Source organism: Dactylosporangium siamense (assembly GCF_016862795.1).
Classification (GTDB): Bacteria; Actinomycetota; Actinomycetes; order Mycobacteriales; family Micromonosporaceae; genus Dactylosporangium; species Dactylosporangium siamense.
In genome coordinates, this window is sequence record NZ_BONQ01000049.1 from 1 (window position 1) to 20,688 (window position 20,688).

The following is a 20,688-nucleotide window of genomic DNA, read 5'->3' on the forward strand; positions in this document are numbered from 1 at the left end:
TACCACGCACACGGTGAACCGGGTGGTCGCGGACGCGAGCAACGACGCGGGGGACTACGCGCGTGGTTATCAGCTGTACGTGTCCACCGACGGCAGCAACTGGGGCTCGCCGGTGGCGTCCGGCTCGCCCGCAGGGCCCGTCATCGACATCTCGTTCGGCGCGACCACGGCCCGGTACCTCCGGCTGGTGCTGACCGGGAACTCGCCGTGGTGGTGGAGCATCGACGAGGTCAACGCCTACGGCGCCTGACCCGGCTCAGCGCGCGACGTAGGCGGCCAGTCCGCCGAGCTCCTCGTTGGCGATGAACACCGAACGCACGTTGATCAGGGCCTCCTCGACGTGGCCGGCGCAGCCCCACGCCGCGTCGCCCCACGAGTCGGCCAGCTTGATCTCGGCGGGGGCGGCGCACCCGGCGCCGCCGCCGAGCTGGCACTGCTCGGGGTGCGGCCTCGGGGCCTGCGCGGCCGCGGCGGCGCGCATCTGGGCGTTGAGCTCCGCCGCGGCGGCGGCGCGCTCCTCGGCCTCGGCGCGCAGCTCCCGTTCGGCCTGCACCGCCTTGGCCAGCTCGTCGTGGGCCGCCCTGGCGCGGGCCTCGGCGGCGTGCTGCGCCTGTTCGGTGTGGTGGCGTTCGATGGCCAGGGCCGCGGTGCCGGCGAAGACCCGGGTGAGGGCCAGGTCGGTGTCCTGCGGGACGCGCGGCACGCGGTGATACATGGCGAAGGTGCCCAGCAGGGCGCCGTCGCGGGCCAGGATCGGCGTGGACCAGCAGGCGGCCAGCCCGGCCCGCCCGGCCAGGTCCCGGAAGTCGGCCCAGAACGGGTCGGTGGCGATGTCGGTGACGATGACCGGCTCCCGCCGGTGCGCCGCCGTGCCGCAGGAGCCGACGCCCTCGCCGGTGGCGATCCCGTCGATGGCCTCGTTGTAGAAGTCGGGCAGGCTGGGCGCGGCGCCGTGGCGCAGGTGCCGGCCGTCGGCGTCGGCGAGCAGCACGGAGACGAGCACCTCCCGCGGCGCGAGATCCTCGATGCGGCGGGCCATCCCGTCGAGCACGTCGGCCAGCGGCGCCTGCCGGGCGATCTGCTCCAGCAGGGCGCGGTGCTCCGCCGTCAGCCGCTGGGCATGCTTGACCTGGGTGGTCTCCACGCCGATCACCAGGATCCCGGTCACCGCGCCGGCGGCGTCCCGGCGCGGCTCATAGGTGAAGTCGAAGAACGCCTCCCGTGCCTGCGGGCCGGCGCCGGGCACGTCCCGGCCGGTGTACGGCTCACCGGTGCCGTAGACCTCGTCCAGCCGGGCGATGAGAGCCTGACCGGCGGGTCCGGGCACCAGGTCCGCGAGCGCCACCCCGGTGCGCACCTCGTCGCCGCCGACGGTGGCGAGGAACGCCGGGCTCGCGGACTCCACCACGTGCGCCGGCCCCGTGAGCACGGCGAAGACCGCGGTGGACTGCCCGAACAACGCCCGCAGGTCCTGCTCCGCCGGATCCGTCATGAGGCCCCTTCTCGTGCGCTCGTGGTGCGGACGGCCAGCGTACGCGGCCGGTGTCCGGAATCGACTGGCGACGCCACCCCGGCTGGTAGAGGATTTACCCGGTGAAGGACCATCTGAAGCGTTACCTGCAAGAGGGGCGCGACGCGCTGCTCTGGAAGCTCGACGGGCTCGGCGAGTACGACATCCGCCGACCGCTCACCCCGACCGCGACCAACCTGCTCGGGCTGGTCAAACACACCGCCGCCGTCGAGTCGGAGTATCTCGGCATGGTGTTCGGCCGGCAGTTCCCGGAGCCCATCTCCTACCTCGCCGACAGCGCCGAGACCAACGCCGACATGTGGGCCACCGCGGAGGAGACCCGCGAGCACCACGTCGAGCTGTACAAGCGGATCTGGGCGCACTCCGACGCCACCATCGACGCGCTCGACCTCGACGCGCCCGGCGTGGTGCCGTGGTGGCGGCCGGAGACCCGCAACGTGACACTGCACCGCATCCTGATCCACGTGATCGCCGAGACCCACCGGCACGCCGGCCAGGCGGACATCGTCCGGGAGTCGATCGACGGCTTCGCCGGCCTGTACGACGGCAACTCCAACCTGCCCGAGACCGACCCGAAGTGGTGGGCCGCCTACCGGGAGCGGGTCGAGCAGGCCGCGCTCACGCACCGGGTCAGCTGACCAGGCCGGTGCGGTATGCGTACACCACGGCCTGCACGCGGTCGCGCAGGTCGAGCTTGGTGAGGATGCGCGACACGTAGGTCTTGACGGTCTCCTGGCTGATCACCAGTGCCGCGGCGATCTCCTGGTTGGACCGGCCGTCGGCGATGAGGCGCAGCACCTCCAGCTCCCGCGGGGTCAGCGCGGCGTCGCGCCGGTCCTGCGGGGGACGGATCCGCGCCGCGTACCGGCCCACGAGCTGCCGGGTCACCTCCGGCGACAGCAGGGCGGCGCCGGCCGCGACGGTGCGGATGCCGTCCAGCAGTAGCGCCGGCGGGGCGTCTTTGAGCAGGAAGCCGCTCGCGCCGGCGCGCAGCGCCTCGTACACGTACTCGTCCAGGTTGAAGGTCGTCACCACGAGCACCTTGACGGGCCGGTCCACGCCCGCGCCGGCGAGCAGGCGGGTCGCCTCGATGCCGTCGAGGACCGGCATGCGCACGTCCATCACGACCACGTCGGGGTGCAGCCGGCCGGCGAGGTCGACCGCGGCGCGGCCGTCCCCGCACTCGCCGACCACCTCGAGGTCGGGCTGGGCGTCGATGATGGTCGTGAAGCCGGCCCGGATCAGCGCCTGGTCGTCGCAGACGAGCACGCGCAGCGGCGCGGTCACGACTGGCTCCCGGTGGGGATCCGGGCCCGCACCGCGAAGCCGCCGTCGTCCCGCCGGCCGGCGCTGAACTCGCCGCCGAGGACGCCGACCCGCTCGCGCAGCCCGACCAGGCCCCGGCCGCTCCCGCCGGGTGTCACGGGGTGCCGGCCCGGCCCTTCGGTGTCGACCGCCACCGTGGTTTCGGCGTTCCCGTGGTGGACGCGCACCGTGGTCCGGTGGCCGTGCGCGTGTTTGAGGGCGTTCGTCAGCGCCTCCTGCACGACGCGGTACGCCGCGACCTCCGCACCACCGGTCAGCGCCGCGGGGCTGCCGTCCTCGGTGAACTCCACCGGCTGCCCCGCCTGCCGGGCCTGCGCCACGAGCGCGTGGACCTCGCCGACGGGCGGGGTGCGCGGTTCGGTGCCGTGGTCGGGGTTGAGCAGGTCCAGCAGCTGTCGCAGGTCGGTGATCGCCCGCCGTCCGGTGTCGGTGATGGCGGTCAGGGACTGGTCGAGCCGTTCGGGGTCGCCGGTCAGGTACCGCGCCGCCTCCGCCTGCACCACCATCGCCGTCACGTGGTGCGTCACGATGTCGTGCAGCTCGCCGGCGATCCGGGTCCGTTCCGCGGCGCGGGTGGCCTCGGCGACGTGCCGGCGGCGCTGCGCCTCGCTCGCCCGGGTCGTGCGCAGCCACGCCCCGATACCCCCGGCGAGGGTCAGCGCCAGGTAGAACGTGACGAAGCCGAGGACCCCTTCGGTGGACCCGCGCCGGTCGAGCGCGACCGCGAGGGGCACGTACGCCACGGAGGCCACGACCAGGGCGGTGCGCCGGAACCGCTCCAGGTGCGCCGCCGCGCTCAGCACCGCGATGGGCAGCGCCGCGCCGGCGACCAGGTGGTAGCCGCGGAGCTGGTCGACGGCGAACCCGATCGACACCAGGGCGAGACACGCCGCCGGCCACCGTCGGCGCACGGCCAGCGGCAGGCACTCCAGCGCGATCACCACGACGGCGAGCGCGTCCATCGGGCGGCCCGGCAGGTCGCCGAGCTGGGTCCCGCGGTTGTGGAGCGCGGGCACCAGCGACGCGACGGCGAGCAGCAGGGCCGGCGGAAGGTCCCGGACCGTGACGTCGAGTCGCCGCCACAGGTCCGGGACGCGTCGCAGCTCGCTCACGGGGCGAGCGTAGCGGCCGGGTCGGCGGTGGCCCGCTTGCGCCGGGGCACGACGTTGCCCCGGCGCCGGGCCAGCCACATGAACCCGGCGGTCAGGGTCACGCCGGCCAGCAGCGCGAACACGCTGCCCTCCGGCCCGAACCCGCCGCCGCTGAGCGCGGTCGAGCCGGACGTCACGCCGTCGAGGAGCCCGTCCGGTCCGGTCCTGCCGGACACGTCGGTGCCGAACACGCCGCCGGCGGCGAAGTTCCAGCCGAAGTGCACCCCGATCGGCACCCACAGGTTGCGGGTGGCGGCGTACACGGCGGCGAGCAGCGCGCCGGCCTCCACCGCGACGGCGAGCGAGCTCCACAGCGTGGCGTTCGGGTTGGGCAGGTGCGCCAGGCCGAACAGCGCGGCGGTCAGCAGCAGCGCGCCCCACGTGCCGGCGCGTTCCTCGACGATCCGGAAGAGGACGCCGCGGAAGAGCAGCTCCTCCGTGACGGCGCCGGCGGCCATGAACCCGACCAGGGCCACCGCGCCGGCCGCCGAACCCCAGCCGGTCACCCGGTACCCGCCGAACAGGGCGATGCTCGCGATGACCGCCGCGAACATCCCGGTCCCGATCAGCACCCCACGACCGAGCGCGGGCCCGGCGCCCCGGACGGCGACCTCGACCGGTGCGCGGTGCTCGGTGCGCCGGACCACCCAGGCGTACACCAGCAACGCCAGCGCCGCGGTCGCCAACCCGAGCAGCAGGGTGAGCGGCACGTTCCAATCGGCGGCGCCGACGCTCAGGCTGCCGGCGAGGGCGACCGCCGCGACGGCCGCGAGCTGCTTCAGCAGTCGCATGATTGTCCTCCGTACGTTCCCGCGGCCGGTCGCCGCGACTGCTTCGAACGGTATGGATTCGACGGCCGCGGATCGTCACCGCACGGTGGACATTCGCGGGTAGCTCGCACGGGGGACAGTCAGCTCAGGAAGCTGCCGTACGGGCCGGCGAGGATGGCGTTCTTCTGGGCCTGGCTGAAGTGTGTGTTCGGGTAGCTGTAGAACGACGCGGACATCGGCGTGCCGTCCGTGGACGTCGAGTCCGGCAGGCCGAAGCCGTGGCCGAGCTCGTGGACCATGCCGCCGTACCAGCGGTTCATCGGGCCGTTGAGCCCGGCGCCGCCGTCGGCGTCGTGGCCGGAGAGCAGGACCCAGCCGGGGCTGGCGCCGCCGCCGGACTTGCCGGGGTCCTCGGCGCTGATCTCGCCGACGACGAGCCAGCGGCTGTCGGGGTTGGCGAGGCCGAACCGGCGCCGCAGCTCCGCCTGCATGTTGGCGACCACGCACCAGTAGCGGTCGCCGTTCGGGTCGCAGTTGGTGTTGATGTACCACGACGTGTCGTGCTCGCCGTTGACCGTCTCCACGACGGTGGCGTTGAGCGCGAACGTCCTGCCGAGTTCCTGGCGGTAGTAGCGCTGTGCCTCGCGCATCACGGTCGCGATGCCGTCGGGGTAGCGCTGGTCGAACGCGACGTTGGTCGGCTTGAGCCAGAACACCCGCACCGTCTTCGTGCCCGGAGTGCCGGGATTGCCAGGTGTGCTGGAGGCGCTCGGCGACGCGGATCTGGTGGGGGAGGCGCTCATGGTCGGGCCGGCGGTGCCGGTGCAGACCACATTGTTGAGCCGGAAGGTGGCGGGCACCGGGTTCGAGCCGCTCCAGGCGCCGTTGAAGCCGAACGAGGTGCTCGCGCCGGTGCCAAGGACGCCGTTGTATCCGACGTTCACGGCCGAGACGGCGGCGCCGTTCTGTGTCACCGTCGCGTTCCAGGCCTGGGTGACACTCTGGCTGGTGGCGAAGGTCCACGTGAGCGTCCAGCCGTTGACCGGGTCGCCGAGGTTGGTGATCGCCACGTTGGCGCCGAACCCGCCCTGCCATTGCGAGCTGATCGTGTAGGTCACCCGGCAGCCGGCCACGGCGGCGCCGGCCGACGTGCTGAGCTCGGCCGCGCCGCCCGCGACGAGAACGATCGTGGCGGTGGCGAGCATGAGACCGCGGTTCCGCATCGCATCCCCTTTCATCAATGGACTCCGATTGCGTTCGCCACGGTGCGGGCCGAAAACCTTTTCGGCAAGATGGTGGCGGGAACCCGCAGGAGGAGCGCCGAAACTTTCATCGCCGGGTCCTCCCGGCCGGGTCATGCCGGGCCGGACCGCGGCGGCTTGCCTGGAAGGCATGATCTTGCCGAAGGAGCTGGCGAAGCTGCTGCCGCCGGCATTCGATCCCGAGTACGTCGAACACGCCGTCGTGCCGTATCTGCTGAGCGAGCAGACCATCGGGGAACGCCCGGCGCTGCCGATGATCGACCTGGCGCTGAGCAAGGAGAACGCCGCGCCGCCGCACTTCTGGGGAATGTTGTACGACGGGTGGGCGCCGGACCCCGAGGAGGAGGGCGTCGCCGTCTTCATCCAGGGGTACGAGCAACGCGGGCCGGACAACGAGCGCAAGAAGATCTACCACTCGGCGACCACGCCCGACCTCTACGCGACCAGGTACGCCGGCAAGGTCCGGCGCTTCATCGCCCGGCTCCTCGACCCGGCCAACGCCGGCCGGCCGCTGATGCGGCAGTACTACGCGGCCTACTTCGACCTCTACTGGGACCTGCACCTCGGGGTCACGGGTGAGGACATCCCGGCCGAGGTGCGGGAGCTCGGCACCAGCTTCACCACGGTGCTCGGTCACTGGTACCCGACCTCGGACATCGTCCACGAGCACTTCATGCGCGTGCGCGCGCTGCGCCCCCGGCTCACGGAGTGGATCGACGAGCGGGTGCAGGCGGTGATCGACGGCACCGTCGCCGCGCCGGAGGAGACGTTCGTCCACTACTGGCTGAAGAACGGTGGCGGCGGCGAGCACTTCCGCCGCAAGGACATCGTCTTCGAGTGCTTCCACAACTTCCTGGCCTTCAGCCAGTGGGGCAACATGGTCTACCAGACCATGGCCGCGCTGGACGCCGCCTACGGCGATCCCGCCGTGCGGTCCTGGTTCGCCCGGACGATGCGCATGGACCCCGACGGGGCCGCCTTCCCGCCGCTGGACCGGTTCGTGATGGAGCTGTTCCGCACGATCTCACCGAACGCGGGCAGCCTGTCGACCGTGGAGACGGCGGTCGGCGTGGCGTCGCGCGACCACAGCGTCGTCACCCCGCACCCGCCGGCGAACCACGACCGTCGCCAGTGGCGCAACCCGGAGCAGTTCGACCCGGACCGCTACCTCACGGCGCCGACGACGACCGACGACGAGTCCCGGGCGCGGCAGGCCGGCCTGGCCCGCTGCCCGTTCCCGCCCGCCCCGTTGAAACTCAACGACGGCCGCCAGGCCGAGGTGACCAACGGTGCCTTCGGTGCCGTCTACAGCGTGGTCGACGGCACGGAACACCCGCTGTGCGACACGGCCGGCTACGCGCCCTTCGGGTTCGGCTACCGCCGCTGCGGCGGCGAGCAGCTCACCGTCGAGTTCCTCAAGGAGTTCCTGCGAACGGTGCACCACAACGGCATCGAGTTCGTCCGGCTCGACCCCGCCGACCCCGAGTGGCTGCCGGTGTCCCCGCGCAGCCTCATCAAGGACGACATTGGCTTCCGCCGGACCTTCTGACCTCGGCCCGGCCGTCCCAGCAGGTGGGAGCGTCGGCGTAGGTACCGTCACATGACGCTCGCGACGGCGGTCACCGGATCCATACGGTGCGGTTCATGGCCAACATGTGGTTCACGGTCCTGGGGCCGGTCCGGGTCTGGCGGTCGGGCGTCGAGGTCGACCTCGGCGCCCCCCAGCAGCGGTCCGTGCTGGCCCTGCTCCTGGCAAAGGCCGGCCAACCGGTCGGTTTGGCCGAGATCGTCGACGGGCTGTGGGGCGAGGACCCGCCGGTGTCGGCCGTCAACGCGGTGCACCGCAGCATCGGGCTGCTCCGCCGGGCCCTCGAACCCGGGCTGACCAGCCGCGACCCGGGACGCTGGCTGGTCCGGTCCGGCGGCGGCTACCGGCTCGACGTCGACGCCGGCACCGTCGACCTGCTCACGTTCCGGGCGCTGCTGGGCCAGGCCCGGACCGGCGGCGCCGTGCCGCTCTTCGAGCAGGCCCTGGACCTGTGGCAGGGACCCGCGGCCGGCACCGTCCCGCTGGAGATCCGGGGCCGGCCCGAGTTCGCCGCCCTGGACCGCGAATACGAGGCCGCCGCCCGCGACGCCGCCGACGCCGCCCTCGCCGCCGGTGCGCCGGGTGCGGTCCTGCGGGCCGTCGAGCTGGCCGCCGACCGGGCTCCGCTGGACGAAGCGTTGCAGGCCCGGGTCATACTGCTGCTCGCCGCGACCGGTCAGCAGGCCGCGGCGCTGCACCGGTTCGACAAGGTCCGGGCGAGCCTGCGTGACGACCTCGGGATCGACCCCGGGGCGGAGCTCGCCGCCGCCCGGGACCGGGTCCTGCAACCGGCCACCGAGCGCACCGCCACCCGTCCCGCCCCCACCGAACGGCCGGTCGCCCAGCTGCCGCTGGATCCGTCCTCGTTCACCGGCCGCCGGTCGGAGCTCGCCGCGGCGCTGTCGCTCCTGGCCGGCGACGCGTCCTCGTCGACGGTCGTCATCTGCGCGATCAGTGGGATGGCCGGCGTCGGCAAGACCACCCTCGCGGTGCACTGGGCGCACCAGGTCGCCGACCGGTACCCCGACGGCCAGCTGTACCTCAACCTGCGCGGCTTCTCCCCGGCCGGGCAGGTGATGGACCCGGCCGAGGCGGCGGCCCGGCTCCTGGAGTCGCTCGGCGTCCAGCCGCACCGCATCCCGGCCGGCCTGGACGCCCGCGCCGGCCTGCTCCGCAGTGAACTGGCCGGCCGGCGGATGCTGGTCCTGCTCGACAACGCCCGCGACACCGCCCAGGTGCGGCCCCTGCTGCCCGGCGCCGGCACCTGCCTCGTCATGGTCACCAGCCGCGACCGGCTCGCCGGCCTCATCGCCTCCGACGGCGCCACCCCGATCACCCTCGGTGGGTTCACCCCGGCCGAGGCCCGGCAGCTGTTGACCCGCCGGCTCGGCACCGCGCGGATCGCCGCCGATCCCGACAGCGTGGACGAGATCATCAACCGGTGCGACGGGCTGCCGCTCGCCCTGGCGATCGTCGCCGCCCGCGCCGCGACCCACCCGCACCCGCCGATGCGCGACCTGGCCGCCGAACTGCGCGATGAGAGCGGCCGGCTCGACGTGCTCAGCACCGGCGACCCGGACAGCGACGTCCGGGCGGTGTTCTCCTGGTCGTACCACGCGCTCACCGCCGCCGCGGCCAGGCTGTTCCGGCTGCTCGGCGTGCACCCCGGCACCGACATCCCAGCTGCCGCCGCGGCAAGTCTCGCCGGTGCCGGCCGGGTGCGGCCGCTGCTCGGCGAACTGGTCCGCGCCGGACTGGTCGCCGAGCACACGCCGGGCCGGTTCGCGCTGCACGACCTGCTGCGCTCGTACGCCACCGAGCTCCTCCACATCGTCGAACCCGACGCGGACCGCAGCGCCGCCGCGGCCCGGCTCAGGGACCACTACCTGCACACCGCGCACCGGGCCGCGCTGCTGCTGGCGCCGGGCCGTGACCCGGTCACCCTCGCCGCGCCGGAGCCGGGCGCGACCCCCGAACCGCTCGCCGACCAGGTCCGGGCCCTGTCCTGGTTCACCGCCGAGTACCGGGTGCTGCAAGCGCTGCTGGCCCGTCTCGCCGCAGCCGGATCCGATCTGCACACGTGGCAGCTGGCGTGGACGCTGGACACCTTCCAGCGCCGCCAGGGGCACACGCACGATCAGGTCGCCGACCGCAGGACCGCGCTCGCCGCGGCGAAGCGCCTGGCGGACCCGGCGGTGCTGGCCGACTCGCACCGCGACCTCGGCCACGCCCTGACCGGCGCGGACCGTCAGGAGGAGGCCCGCGCCCACTTCACCTGCGCCCTGGACGGCTACGAGGACCTCGGCGACCTCGTCGGCCAGGCGCACGTCGAACGCGGAATCGGCTACTCCTACCAGTGCGGCGGCCAGCACGACAAACTGCTGAAGCACTGCCTGCGGGCCGAGGAGCTGTACCGGGCCGCCGGCAACCGGCTCGGACTGGCCAAGGCGCTCAACGAGATCGGGTTCGCGCACGCCTGCCTCGGCGAGCCCCAGGTCGGCGAGGCGCACTGCGAGCAGGCGCTGCGGCTGTTCCGTGCGCTCGGGGACCGGCACGGCGAGGCGGCCTGCCTGGACCGCCTCGGCGCGATCCGGCACGGCCTGCACGACCACCCGCAGGCCGCCCGGTACTACCAGCAGGCGGTCGACCTGTACGTCGGGGTCGGCGACCCGGGCGAGGAGGCCGCTTCGATGATCAGGCTCGGCGACGTGCACCACGGCGCGGGCGACACCGTTGCCGCCGGCCGCGTGTGGCGGTCGGCGCTGGGCATCCTGGGCCGCCTCGGGTCGTCCGCGCAGACGGAGCTGGTCCGGTCGAAACTGGACCAGCTCGCCGGTGTGTCCCGCGGTGGGGGCGCGGCTTCCCGGGTCACGCCTCGAACGGCTTGAACAGGCGGGCGTCCGTCGCGTCGAGGAGCTGGCGGGAGAAGACCTGATACCCGCCGCGGCCGCGGCGTTTCGCGTCGTACATGGTGACGTCGGCGTGGTGCATCAGCTCGGTCGCGTCCCGGGCGTCCGACGACAGCGCGATGCCGATGCTGGCGTCGACGGTGACGGTGTGGCCGGTGTGGCCGGTGAGGTCGACCGGGCGGCCGATCCGGCGGACCATCCGCTGGGCGACCCCGATCGCCTCGTCGAGTTTCGTGACGCCGCGCAGCATGACGGCGAACTCGTCGCCGCCGAGGCGGCCGGCCAGGTCGGCGTCGCGCAGCTCGGCGCGGATGCGCGCGGCCGTGGTCACCAGGAGGTGGTCCCCGGCGGCGTGGCCGAACGTGTCGTTGATCGGCTTGAACCGGTCGAGGTCGATGAACAGCAGCGCCGCCGGGCGGCCGGCGGCGAGGTGCTCGGTCAGCTGCTCCAGGAACGGGCCCCGGCCGGCCAGCCCGGTCAGCGTGTCGCGCGCCGCACGGTTCACCTTGTCGAGGGTGTGGGCGTCGGTGAGCGCGAGGCTGACGTTCTGCGCGAACGCGCCGAGCTTCTGCTGGTCGTGGAGCGTGTAGGAGCGCAGGGGTTCGTACGAGGCCACGAGCAGCCCGCCGACGACCGCGCCGTTCTCGTGCACGGGCGCCGCCATCGACGCGCACAGCCGGTCGCCTGTCAGGTCCCGGATGGCCGGTGAGGCGTGGCCGTAGCCGGCGACGAGCACGACGTCGCCCTGCCGCATCGCCTCACCGACCGCGCCGGTGGCATCGAGCGGCATCGCGGGCAGGTGCGCGGTGGGCAGACCGACCGCCGACAGCAGCCGGGCCCGGTCCGGGTCGTCGCGGTCGCGGACCCAGAGGCCGACGACGTCGTCGCCGAACAGGTCCGCGGCGGCGACGGTGATGGTCTCCAGGATCTGCTGCAGCGGGTCGCGCCTGGAGATGGCCCGCTGGATGTCCGACACGTGGATCAGGAGCCGCTGCTGTTCGCGGAGCGACTCGGCCAGCCGGGCGTTCTCCACGGCCTGCAGCTCGCTGCGTTCCCGCATCGCCTGCTCCGCCCGCAGGGTCCGCAGCGTGGTCAGGGTCAGTTCCAGCAGCCGGGCCATCCCGCGGATGAGGCCGCGCTCCTCGGCGGCGAACGGGGCCTCGTCCCACCGGGCGATGATCAGGTGACCCGGGTGCGTGCCGCCCCAACCGGCGGCGAAGGCGCGGCACCGGTCGAGCCCGGGCACGTCCAGCCAGTCGCGCCCGCCGTCGGCGACCGCGCGCAGGTCCGCGACCGGAACCGTGCCGGCCGGGAAACCGATCGCGGCGCCCACCCGGTCGCCGAACAGGACCGCGCCGACCTCGGCCTCGAGGGCCTGCGCCGCACGCTCGGCAGCGCCCTGCACGGCCGACTCCTCGTCCGGCAGCGAGGTGACCACGGCCAGCAGCTCCAGCAGCTGCTGGACGTGCAGCGACTCCGCGACCGGCAGGGCCATGTCAGGCCACCGCGAGCACAGCCAGTGTCTGGTTGTGGAAACCGTCGATGCCCCGGGTCCGGGCGATCTCGCCGTAGGTGTAGAAGCCGGCGAACGGCACCCCGCCGGCCCACTTCTCCAGCCGTTCGCCCTCGCGCCGGATGCCGTCGTCGCCGAGCGTCGCCCGGATCGCGGCGCAGCTGAAGGTCAGCAGGCCGACCGGCTCCGGGCCGCCCAGCCCGGAGATCGCGGCCTCGCACGCCCCGTCGGTCGCCTCCAGGATCGACGTCTCGTCGCCGATCATCGGCCAGGTCAGCGCGCCGTGGTCGATCGCGGAGCCACCACCCAGCGTGCGGCCCTCCAGGTCGATCTCGGTGCTGAGGTTGCGCGCCTCGACCCCGCTGCGCCGCTGCACGCCGAGCGGGTGCAGCAGGGCGAAGTCCCGGAAGGCCTCGACGTCGGTGTACGCCTCGCGCGGCGCGCCGAGCCGGTCCAGGTACGCGTCCAGCGCGGGCCGGTCGTCGAGCGTCTGGATCCGGCCGCCACCACTCGAGGTCACGATCATGGCATCGCCGACTTTGCGGTACCCGTGCCGCACCCCGACCGCCAACGGTGCCTCCGAGGCGATGGCGACGGCGACGACGGCGTCGCTGAGCACCCGGTCGCCGGCGAAGAGGTGCGAGCCCGTCATCCGCCAGCCGTCGGCGGACGCGCCGCCGAACAGTGGTACGCCGGCTCCCAGCACGCTGTACACGCCGCGCAGGATCGACTCCTGGTCCCGGACGAACCCGTCGGTGAGCAGCATCAGCACCCGGTGCGGCTGGTCGGCGAGGGGTTCGGCGCACCGGGCGACCTCGGCGCCGGCCTCGCGCTGCCGCCCGGCGACCGCTTCGGCGACGGCCGTCGTCACGGTGATGCCGGGACCACCGAGGGCCGCGACCATGACGGTGCCGTCCGTCGGGCCACCGGGGCCGATCTCGCCGTGGGTGGTGCAGCCGACCACCGGCACGCCCGCGGCGACCTGACGCACCCCGTCCAGCACCGCGGCCGGGTCGTGCGTGATGGCGCTGAACACGATGACGAGTTTCGGCTCCGGGCCGGTCATGGCGGACCGGGTGGCCGTTGCCGCGGCGGTCCGGGTGTCCGGGCTGTCCGAACGGCCCACGGCCAGCCAGCGTCGCCCGGTCGCACCTGCGCTCATGCCGCCTCCACCCACACCGGCCGGACCTGACACCGGGATCATCGGCCGGGCCGGGGCCGAGTTGAGCCTTCGGCCCCGGCAGGTCACCGCACGACCACCGTGTACATGCTGCTGCCCTTCGCAGGTTCGGCGTTCGGCCCGAGCGCGATCTGCCCGGCCGGGAAGGCGCTGGAGTACACCGCGAAGCTGCGGCTGGGGCTCTCCGTGTTGGTGATCTGGGTACCGGTGTCGGTCCAGGAGGAGCCCATCCACGGCAGGCGGCCGCGGCGGGTGTCGACGGCCACGGACACGGTCACCGCCCGGTTGACGGTGAACCGCACCAGCGGGTCCGTCGCGGCGGTTCGGGAGTCGTTGGTGGTGCGGATCCACTGGGCGCCGGCGAGACCGGCCGGCACGGACGCGAAGGTGTAGGTCCGGTCGCCGTACTGGGTGACGCCGGTGCGCAGCTCCGGCTGCACCGACCAGCCAGCGACGGTCACGCCGGTGATGGTGAGCGGCGCGGCGCAGTTCTGGGTCGAGCCGGTCTGGCTGACCCGCGTCGCCCCGCCGGTGGTGTTGGTGCCGTTGCTGACGCAGTACCCGGCGATGCTCTGGAACCTGGTGTCGTAGGGCGATCCGCTGCCGCGTTCGGTGACGAAGCGGTCGAAGGTGACCGAGCTGCCCGCGTCGGCGATGACGGCCGGCCGGTTGTCATTGGCGGTGAAGTGCGCCGAGCCGCCGGTGAAGTGGATGCCGTCGGCATTGTGCAGGTACCAGCCGAACGCGGGACGGGTGCCGATGCTGGCCGGGTTGAAGGCGTTCGGGTCGTTGGTGGGCACGGCGGTGCCGAGGTTGGCGCTGCCGCCGGGCACGAACACGTCGACGTCGGTGAAGGTGACGCCGCTGATGCGGTGGGTGGCGTCGGCGCCCCACAGCGTCGGGGTCTGCGGGCCCTTGCCGGTGGCGGTGACGTTCTCGTAGGTGATGTCGTGGATGCTGCCGACGCCGGGGTTGTCGCCGCAGCGTTTCCGGGTGCCGATCTTCTGGAAGATGGGTGCGGCGACGCCGCTGATGGTGATGTTGCGGTAGTGCACGTCGGAGATGTTCGCGCCGTCCATCGACACCATGCCCAGGCCGGCCTTGTTGGCGCCGGTGATGGTGACGGTGTCGAAGACGTAGTCGCTGAAGTCGCTGCAGGTCTCCGAGCCGAAGTTCAGGGCGTTGCAGCACACGGCGGACAGCCGCGCACCGGTCACCCGCACGTGGCCCTGCTGGAACCGCTGGCCGAGGGCCCAGTCACTCTTGAACGCGAGCGCGTCGTCCTGGGCGGCGATGGCGACGTCGGTGATGACCACGTTACGGGTGTTGATGACGTTCCAGCCGTCACGGTCGCTCGCGGTGTCGATGCGCAGGCCGGCGGACTGCACGCCGTCGCAGCCGTTGACGAGCGCGGCGAAGTGCCCGCCGCGGCGCAGGGTGATGCCGTCGAGCCGGAGGTTCGTACACCGGGTCAGGGCCAGGATCTTGTCCGCCTCCCCGGGATCTGGCAGGTCGTTCTCGTGGATCTTCAGGAAGCCGCCGCCGTCGATCGTGCCGGCGCCGGTGATCCCGATGTTGCTGAGCCGGTCGCCCCAGATCATCGCGTTGTGGAAGTGGCTGTGGCCGAAGTCCTGGTACGCGTCGTTCGGGTTTGGCTCGGCCGGGTCGTAGCCGGTGCCGGCCGCGCCGAGGATGGTGGATCCGCTGTCGAGCTGCAGGGTGACGTTGCTGAGCAGGTGGATCGAGTTGGCGGACCGGTAGGTGCCGGCGGTGAGCCGGACGGTGCCGCCGCCGGCGGCGTTGGCGGCGGCGATGGCCCGGTTGATGGCGGGGGTGTCGTTGGCCGAGCCATTGCCGGCGGCACCGTAGTCGCGGACGTTGAAGACGCCGGCCGCCGCGGCGGGGAGGGTGGGCGCCACGATGCCTGCGAGGCAGGCGGCGGCCAGGACGGCGAGCCACCGGCGCAATGACGTACTGGACACGCGTTGTCTCCTTCTCGGAGGCCGTTTCGGGCACACCGCGGACCGCAGTGCCGATGCGGGCGCTGCGCTGGATGGGCCCCTGGTGAGAAATCCTGCAAACGTTTTCACCGCCACTCAGGCCGCCGCACCTGAAGGGGTCGATGGATTCCCGCCAATATAGACCGCGGCTTCCGGCGCCTGTCAACCATCAGCACCGCGCTGGTGGAGCCGTTCAGACATCGATGTCACGCGACGACCCGTGCGCCACGAGTCCGCGCGGCGCCGAGGGCCGCCGGCGGATCGGTGGCGGCCGATCCGCCGAGTTGGCTCTTGCCAGCTGGCTCGTCTTCGAATAATGATGTAGTCCTTCGTAAGTTCGTCAACACCTCTGCGTAAAGCTTGCCGCCAGAAGCCGAGAGGGTGACCGACGCGTCGCGCCCGAACGCGTCCCGGCACCCCTTTCCGAGCACGAGGAACCCCCATGAGACGAGCCCTGCGCCTCACCGTCGCCCTGCTCACCGCCTTATCCCTCACCGCCGCCGGCACCCCCGCCGCCGCCCACCCCGCCCAACCGCAGTGGAAGCCCCTCGCCTACACGGCCGCGCCCGCCGACAACCCGCTCAAGGGCTTCCTGCCGTTCGCCGGCGACTACCAGACGTTCCCGCACAGCATGGAGTGGTTCTACCTGCCGCTGCGCGACGTCATGACCGGGCCGCGGCAGTTCCGCTGGGACGCCTTCGACGCCCAGCTCAACGCCATCGCCGGGCGCGGTCACCAGGCCGTCTTCCGGTTCTACCTCGACTATCCCGGCAAGCCCACCGGCATCCCGCAGTACCTGCTCGACGCCGGGCTCCTCACCCGCCCGTACCCCGACTTCGGCAACAACGGCGTCAGCGTCTCGCCCGACTACGACGACCCGCGCCTGGTCGACGCCCTGGAGAACTTCATCACCGCCCTCGGCCGGCGCTACGACGGCGACCCGCGGATCGGGTACATCACGCTCGGCCTCATCGGCTTCTGGGGCGAGTGGCACACCTGGCCCTACGACGGCTGGACCCAGCCCGAGAACTGGATGCCGGGCACCGACGTGCTCAGCCGCATCCTGGCCCGGTACGAGGCGGCGTTCGACCGGACGTTCCTGCTGGCGCGGTACCCCAGCCAGCAGAACAAGCCACTGAACGTCGGCTACCACGACGACTCGTTCGCGTTCGAGACGCTGCCGCCGACGTCGTGGCACTTCGTCCAGCGGCTCATCGACGAGGGCGTCACCGACAAGTGGCGCACCCAACCGATCGGCGGCGAGCTGCGGCCGGAGATCCAGTCCTGCCTGTGGGACGAGCCGGTCAGCTGCACCCAGCACGAGGACTACGCCGAGTCAGTGACGCAGACCCACGCGACCTGGCTGATCAACCACGCCGCGTTCACCGGCACCGGGTTCACCGGCGACAAGTACCAGCGGGCCGTCGCCGCCGCCAGGTCGCTGGGCTACGAGCTGACCGTCACCGAGGCCGCGCTGGGCCGTGACCGGGTCTCCGTCCGCGTCGCGAACCGGGGCGTCGCACCGTTCTACGCCGGCTGGGGCACCGAGCTCGCCGCCGTCGACAGCCACGGCCGGATCGTGCGGCGCTGGCACACCGATTGGAGCCTCACCGGCATCCAGCCCGGCCAGGACCCCACCACGCTGTCCGCCCGCATCGACACCCGCGGCCTGCGCCCCGGCCACTACTCGATCGTCATGCGCGTGGACAACCCGCTGCGCAACGGCATCCCGCTGCGGTTCGCCAACACCGCGCAGAACACCGGCACCGGCTGGCTCACGCTGGGCGGTGTCTGATGATGCGATCCCTGCGCTTCGCCGCCGCCGTGGTCCTGCTCCTGGCGCTGGTGCCCACCGGATCCGCGACCGCGGCACCGGCGGGCCCACCATCGCGGCCCGCCGCCGGCCCGGGCCCGGACACCAGCCTCGCCACGCACACCTACGCCTACGCCGACGCCCCGCTCGGGCAGCCGCTGAAGGGCTTCGCGCCGTACCTGTTCCCCGGTGACAACCTGTCCACGAAGTACCCCGGCGGCCTGGTCTGGAGCTACTTCGCCCTCAACGAGGTCATGAAGGACCCGGCCAGCTGCGCCGTGTTCGACTGGAGCGTGTTCGAGAAGGCCCTCGACGAGGCCGCCGTGTGGGGGCGCCAGGTGGCGTTCCGGTTCTACCTGGAATACCCAGGCGGCAGCGGCACCCACCCCGGCAACGGCATCCCGCCCTGCCTGAACGGCAAGATGGCGTTGCGTACCAACGGGTTCTGGGGCACCGTCAGCCCCGACTACGACGACCCGGACGTCATCGCCGCGATCACCAGCTTCATCACCGCGTTCGCCAACCGCTACGACCGGGCCGGCCCCGGCGGCACCGCCGACCCGCGCATCGGGTTCATGTCCCTGGGCCTCGTCGGCCTGTGGGGCGAGTGGCACACCTGGCCCTACGACCGGGACGCCGCCGACGGCTACCCGGACCTGATGCCGACCGACGCCACGATCCGCACCATCATCGGCGCGTTCGACGCGGCGTTCGCCAACATCCAGCTCGAGGTCCGGTACCCCCTGGCCGGGACCGAGACGGCGAACATCGGCTTCCACGACGACTCCTGGCCCTACAAGGAATGGCGCGGCGGGCAGCTGAAGGGCATGACCCTGCCGATGTCGATGAACGGCTGGGACGACGCGTTCCTGCAGCTGCAGCTCAACACCGGCACCGAGAACCGCTGGACCACCCAGTCCATCGGCGGCGAGGCCCGGCCCGAGATCCAGGGCAGCCTCTACACCGACTGGCCCGGCGGCTCCGGGCAGGTCGACGACGTCCTCGCCGCGACCGAGCTCACCCACATCACCTGGATGATCAACCAGACCGGGGCCGGTGGCTACAGCACAAGCGACCCGAAGGTCGCCGCGGGTGTCCGCAAGATGGGCTACAACCTGCACATCCCGCAGGCGAACTTCAACGCCACCGCGGCCGGCACGTTCAAGGTCGGCGTCACCATGCAGAACACCGGCGTCGCGCCGTTCTACTACCCGTGGACGACCGTCATCGGGCTGCGCGACGCCACCGGCGCCGTCGTCAAGACCTGGGACACCAGCTGGGATCTGCGCCAGGTGCAGCCGCTGAAGATCCGGCCGTTCCCGGACTGGGGCGTCGGCACCGACCCGCTCGACTTCGGCCGGCCGGTCAACTTCTCGGCGACGCTGAGCACCGCGGGCGTGCCGGCCGGGTCGTACAGCCTGGTCCTGAAGGTCCGCAACCCACTGGAGGCGGTCACACCCGACGTGCTGCGGGCGCGCCCCGCCGCCAGCCGCCTCACCGACTGGATCATCGACCAGTGGCGGCCACGGCTGCCGCTGTCCTTCGCCAACGCCAACCAGGGCGCCGACGGCTGGGTCAACCTCGGCCCGCTGGTGACCGGCGGCACCTGCACCGGTGACTGCGTGGCCCCGTCGGCGCCGTCCGGGCTGGCGGTGACCGGGGTGACCAACACCAGCGTGGCGCTGTCCTGGTCGGCGTCCACGGACAACGTCGGCGTCACCGGCTACCAGGTGCTCCGCGACGGCACGCAGATCGGCACCGCGACCGGCACGTCGTACACCGACACCGGCCGGTCACCGGGCCAGACCTACCAGTACACGGTGCGGGCGGTGGACGCGGCCGGCAACGTGTCGGGACCCTCGGCGGTGGTGCCGGCAACGACCAGCGGATGCTCCGGCGACTGCACGACACCGACGGCACCCACGCTCACGTCACCGGCGAAGACCGACACCAGCGTGTCGCTGTCGTGGTCGGGCGCTTCCGACAACGTCGGCGTCACCGGCTATGAGGTGTTCCGTGGGTCCACATTGGTCGGTTCGCCGACCGGAACCTCGTTCGTCGACACGGGTCTGACGGCTTCGACCGGGTACAGCTACACGGTCAAGGCCCGGGATGCGGCCGGGAACCGTTCACCGGCGAGCAACGCGGTCGCCGTCACCACCGCCGCGGGCCCGGCCGGCCTGACCCTGGACGACTTCGACGGCACCCCGGCGTACCCGTCGGCGGCGCAGAACGACCTGGGCAAGTGGACCGGCGGCAACTGCTTCCTCGACGGCGGCGGCTCCGGCGTCGTGTCCGGCGGGGCGCTGAGCCTGCGGTACAACAACTGCGGCTGGTTCGGCTCCGACGTCGGCGTCGACCTCAGCAACCGCACCTACCTGGTGATCCGGGTCAAGGGCGCGGCCGGGGGAGAGCAGGCGCACTTCAACCTCGGGCTCGGCGGGACCACGAAGGTGTTCGGCGACCTCACCCTCGACGGCGGCGCCCACCCCGTCATCACGACGTCCTATCAGGACGTCCGGATCCCGTTGACCGCCAACGGGATCAGCCGCAGCTCGCCGTCGCAGCTGACGATGGGCTTCTGGTTCGGCGGCAACTCCACCATCACCATCGACCACATCTCGTTCCAATAGGAGCAATGTGTATTGACGTGAACGGAAAGGTGGGCAAAGAACAGGGCTGGATGGAGATTCACTCCATTCAGCCCTGTTCTTTGGGGCACGATACAGCGGCTGTCTGATTGCGAGCCGAATGACGAGAACTGCCCACCGGCGTATTGCGATGGTCGGCGACAGTGTCGGTGGAACTCGGTGAACCGCAGCTCCGAAACCGATCAGATCCCCGATAGGGAATCAGAGCTCGATGACCGCGAACGGGTAGAACGGGATCTTCTCCAGCTCGTCGATCGAGATCGGGGACGGCTGGCCCTCCTGGTTCAGCGCGTGGAAGGTGCCGCCGCACTCGTCGCGGATCGTGCGCAGCACGGCGGCGAAGCGCTCCGTGTCCGCGCCCAGCATGATGGCGTTCCACTCGAAGACGATGCGCCGGATCCGGTCCTCGCGGATGAGCTGCATCATGCCGGTGAACGCGTGATACTCGCCGCCCTCGATGTCGATCTTCAGCAGGTCGATGACCGGGACGTCCTTCAGCGCGTCGTCGAGCTTCACCGCCGGCACCTCGATCGTGGTGACGTCGTCGAGGCGGTGCGCATGCGTCGGGCGTTCCTGGATGGAGGAGTCGCCGACGAACTTCGCGGAGGCGTAGAACTTGACCGACGTGTTCTCCGAGTACGCGGCCTCGGTGCGCACGGTGATGTCGTGGTCGGTCAGCCAGTTCAGGGACAGGTTGTCCTTGAGTAGCTCGCACGTCGTCGGGTTGGCCTCGAACGCGATGATCCGGCCCTCGGTGCCGATCAGCTTCGCGGCCAGGACGGTGAAGTAGCCGACGTTGGCGCCGATGTCGACGATCGTGTGCCCCGGCTTCACGCTGCTGGCGAAGAACTTCGTCAGTGGCGGCTCGATCGCTCCCCACGTGGTGAGCGCGGGCATGAGGCTGTAGTCGTCGGCGGGGACGACGAGCATGCCGCCGTAGACCAGGTCGATGAGCATCCGGTCGCGCCCGATGTAGGTGCCACGCATCTGATCA

15 protein-coding genes are annotated in these 20,688 nt (G+C 72.1%); 6 read left to right on the plus strand and 9 right to left on the minus strand.

Annotation, left to right across the window (positions count from 1 at the left end):
* Nucleotides 1–250: discoidin domain-containing protein (locus Dsi01nite_RS15465; protein WP_203846838.1), on the plus strand; the 250-nt coding region annotated here is incomplete at its 5' end.
* A gap of 6 nt (nt 251–256) precedes the next feature.
* On the opposite strand, the gene Dsi01nite_RS15470 is transcribed toward Dsi01nite_RS15465, so the two are convergent.
* Nucleotides 257–1,492: a GAF domain-containing protein gene (locus Dsi01nite_RS15470; protein ID WP_203846839.1), complete on the minus strand. Its 1,236-nt coding sequence runs from the start codon at nt 1,490–1,492 to the stop codon at nt 257–259.
* Between the two features lie 101 nt (nt 1,493–1,593).
* Here Dsi01nite_RS15470 and Dsi01nite_RS15475 point away from each other — a divergent pair, with 101 nt between their 5' ends.
* Nucleotides 1,594–2,169: a DinB family protein gene (locus tag Dsi01nite_RS15475; protein ID WP_239135914.1), complete on the plus strand. Its 576-nt coding sequence runs from the start codon at nt 1,594–1,596 to the stop codon at nt 2,167–2,169.
* Here Dsi01nite_RS15475 and Dsi01nite_RS15480 read toward each other — a convergent pair.
* From Dsi01nite_RS15480 to Dsi01nite_RS15495, 4 genes are all read right to left on the minus strand, one after another.
* On the minus strand, nt 2,162–2,818 hold the full coding sequence (locus Dsi01nite_RS15480; protein ID WP_203846840.1) for a response regulator: 657 nt from the start codon (nt 2,816–2,818) through the stop codon (nt 2,162–2,164). The genes Dsi01nite_RS15475 and Dsi01nite_RS15480 overlap by 8 nt on opposite strands.
* Nucleotides 2,815–3,969, minus strand: coding sequence for a sensor histidine kinase (locus Dsi01nite_RS15485; RefSeq protein WP_203846841.1), 1,155 nt, complete (start codon nt 3,967–3,969; stop codon nt 2,815–2,817). The genes Dsi01nite_RS15480 and Dsi01nite_RS15485 overlap by 4 nt, the downstream gene beginning before the upstream one ends.
* On the minus strand, nt 3,966–4,799 hold the full coding sequence (locus Dsi01nite_RS15490; protein ID WP_203846842.1) for a CPBP family intramembrane glutamic endopeptidase: 834 nt from the start codon (nt 4,797–4,799) through the stop codon (nt 3,966–3,968). Before Dsi01nite_RS15490 ends, Dsi01nite_RS15485 begins: the two co-directional genes overlap by 4 nt.
* 119 nt (nt 4,800–4,918) lie before the next feature.
* The gene (locus Dsi01nite_RS15495; protein ID WP_203846843.1) at nt 4,919–6,001 is read right to left on the minus strand and encodes a cellulose binding domain-containing protein; all 1,083 of its coding nucleotides are present in this window, start codon (nt 5,999–6,001) and stop codon (nt 4,919–4,921) included.
* A gap of 169 nt (nt 6,002–6,170) precedes the next feature.
* On the opposite strand from Dsi01nite_RS15495, the gene Dsi01nite_RS15500 reads away from it, so the two are divergent.
* Nucleotides 6,171–7,589, plus strand: coding sequence for a cytochrome P450 family protein (locus Dsi01nite_RS15500; protein ID WP_203846844.1), 1,419 nt, complete (start codon nt 6,171–6,173; stop codon nt 7,587–7,589).
* A gap of 95 nt (nt 7,590–7,684) precedes the next feature.
* Entirely contained in the window at nt 7,685–10,516 is a 2,832-nt protein-coding gene (locus tag Dsi01nite_RS15505; RefSeq protein ID WP_203846845.1) for an AfsR/SARP family transcriptional regulator, read from the plus strand.
* Here Dsi01nite_RS15505 and Dsi01nite_RS15510 read toward each other — a convergent pair.
* The 3 genes from Dsi01nite_RS15510 to Dsi01nite_RS15520 form a co-directional block, all read right to left on the minus strand.
* Entirely contained in the window at nt 10,497–12,032 is a 1,536-nt protein-coding gene (locus Dsi01nite_RS15510) for a sensor domain-containing diguanylate cyclase (protein WP_203846846.1), read from the minus strand. The genes Dsi01nite_RS15505 and Dsi01nite_RS15510 overlap by 20 nt on opposite strands.
* Nucleotide 12,033: 1 nt before the next feature.
* Nucleotides 12,034–13,212 (minus strand): FIST signal transduction protein, encoded by a 1,179-nt coding sequence (locus Dsi01nite_RS15515; protein WP_203846847.1) that lies wholly within the window; start codon nt 13,210–13,212, stop codon nt 12,034–12,036.
* 83 nt (nt 13,213–13,295) lie between these two features.
* Nucleotides 13,296–15,212, minus strand: a complete 1,917-nt coding sequence (locus Dsi01nite_RS15520; protein WP_239135915.1) for a glycoside hydrolase family 28 protein — start codon at nt 15,210–15,212, stop codon at nt 13,296–13,298.
* A 460-nt stretch (nt 15,213–15,672) separates the two neighbouring features.
* On the opposite strand from Dsi01nite_RS15520, the gene Dsi01nite_RS15525 reads away from it, so the two are divergent.
* Both Dsi01nite_RS15525 and Dsi01nite_RS57320 read left to right on the plus strand, forming a co-directional pair.
* Nucleotides 15,673–17,025: a DUF4832 domain-containing protein gene (locus tag Dsi01nite_RS15525; protein ID WP_203846848.1), complete on the plus strand. Its 1,353-nt coding sequence runs from the start codon at nt 15,673–15,675 to the stop codon at nt 17,023–17,025.
* Nucleotides 17,025–19,676: a fibronectin type III domain-containing protein gene (locus tag Dsi01nite_RS57320; protein ID WP_239135916.1), complete on the plus strand. Its 2,652-nt coding sequence runs from the start codon at nt 17,025–17,027 to the stop codon at nt 19,674–19,676. The genes Dsi01nite_RS15525 and Dsi01nite_RS57320 overlap by 1 nt, the downstream gene beginning before the upstream one ends.
* Nucleotides 19,677–19,895: 219 nt before the next feature.
* On the opposite strand, the gene Dsi01nite_RS15535 is transcribed toward Dsi01nite_RS57320, so the two are convergent.
* Nucleotides 19,896–20,681 carry an FkbM family methyltransferase gene (locus tag Dsi01nite_RS15535; protein ID WP_203846849.1) on the minus strand — a complete coding sequence of 262 codons (786 nt, stop codon included), beginning with the start codon at nt 20,679–20,681 and terminating at the stop codon, nt 19,896–19,898.
* Nucleotides 20,682–20,688 lie beyond the last annotated feature (7 nt).

Excerpts from the sequence above, each read along its gene's own strand:
- Dsi01nite_RS15470 (WP_203846839.1), bottom strand. The coding sequence starts at position 1,492 with ATGACGGATCCGGCGGAGCAGGACCTGCGGGCGTTGTTCGGGCAGTCC.
- Dsi01nite_RS57320 (WP_239135916.1), top strand. The coding sequence starts at position 17,025 with ATGATGCGATCCCTGCGCTTCGCCGCCGCCGTGGTCCTGCTCCTGGCG.
- Dsi01nite_RS15500 (WP_203846844.1), top strand. The coding sequence starts at position 6,171 with ATGATCTTGCCGAAGGAGCTGGCGAAGCTGCTGCCGCCGGCATTCGAT.
- Dsi01nite_RS15495 (WP_203846843.1), bottom strand. The coding sequence starts at position 6,001 with ATGCGGAACCGCGGTCTCATGCTCGCCACCGCCACGATCGTTCTCGTC.
- Dsi01nite_RS15535 (WP_203846849.1), bottom strand. The coding sequence starts at position 20,681 with ATGCGTGGCACCTACATCGGGCGCGACCGGATGCTCATCGACCTGGTC.
- Dsi01nite_RS15490 (WP_203846842.1), bottom strand. The coding sequence starts at position 4,799 with ATGCGACTGCTGAAGCAGCTCGCGGCCGTCGCGGCGGTCGCCCTCGCC.
- Dsi01nite_RS15515 (WP_203846847.1), bottom strand. The coding sequence starts at position 13,212 with ATGAGCGCAGGTGCGACCGGGCGACGCTGGCTGGCCGTGGGCCGTTCG.
- Dsi01nite_RS15510 (WP_203846846.1), bottom strand. The coding sequence starts at position 12,032 with ATGGCCCTGCCGGTCGCGGAGTCGCTGCACGTCCAGCAGCTGCTGGAG.
- Dsi01nite_RS15505 (WP_203846845.1), top strand. The coding sequence starts at position 7,685 with ATGGCCAACATGTGGTTCACGGTCCTGGGGCCGGTCCGGGTCTGGCGG.
- Dsi01nite_RS15525 (WP_203846848.1), top strand. The coding sequence starts at position 15,673 with ATGAGACGAGCCCTGCGCCTCACCGTCGCCCTGCTCACCGCCTTATCC.